This window comes from Bacillus sp. GbtcB10 (genome assembly GCF_019091365.1).
GTDB classification, from domain to species: domain Bacteria; phylum Bacillota; class Bacilli; order Bacillales; family Bacillaceae; genus Bacillus; species Bacillus altitudinis.
This window is the reverse complement of the sequence record NZ_JAGXJP010000442.1, coordinates 1-231: the sequence shown is the minus strand read 5'-3', so window position 1 is coordinate 231 and position 231 is coordinate 1. Positions and strand designations below refer to the sequence as shown.

Annotated in this window: 1 protein-coding gene; it reads right to left on the bottom strand. The window is 41.6% G+C overall.

Annotated elements, in window-relative coordinates:
* On the bottom strand, positions 1-231 hold a 231-nt coding region (locus KVT11_RS20770), incomplete at both ends, for a His/Gly/Thr/Pro-type tRNA ligase C-terminal domain-containing protein (protein WP_254636548.1).

Here is a 231-nt window from a genome sequence, read left to right as displayed (position 1 = left end):
TTTTTGCTTCTGCGACTCCATGTTTCACAAAAGCTTCGGGGTCCATTGTTTCTGAATCTTGTTCCCCATATTTTCTTACATTGACCGCGCCATTTTCTGCTTCTTGATCACCGTCAACTAGCATGTACGGAATCTTTTGCATTTGCGCTTCTCTAATTTTGTATCCTATTTTATCATCACGACTGTCTAGTTCTACACGCAGTCCTTCAAGCTGCAAACGTTCTTGCACTT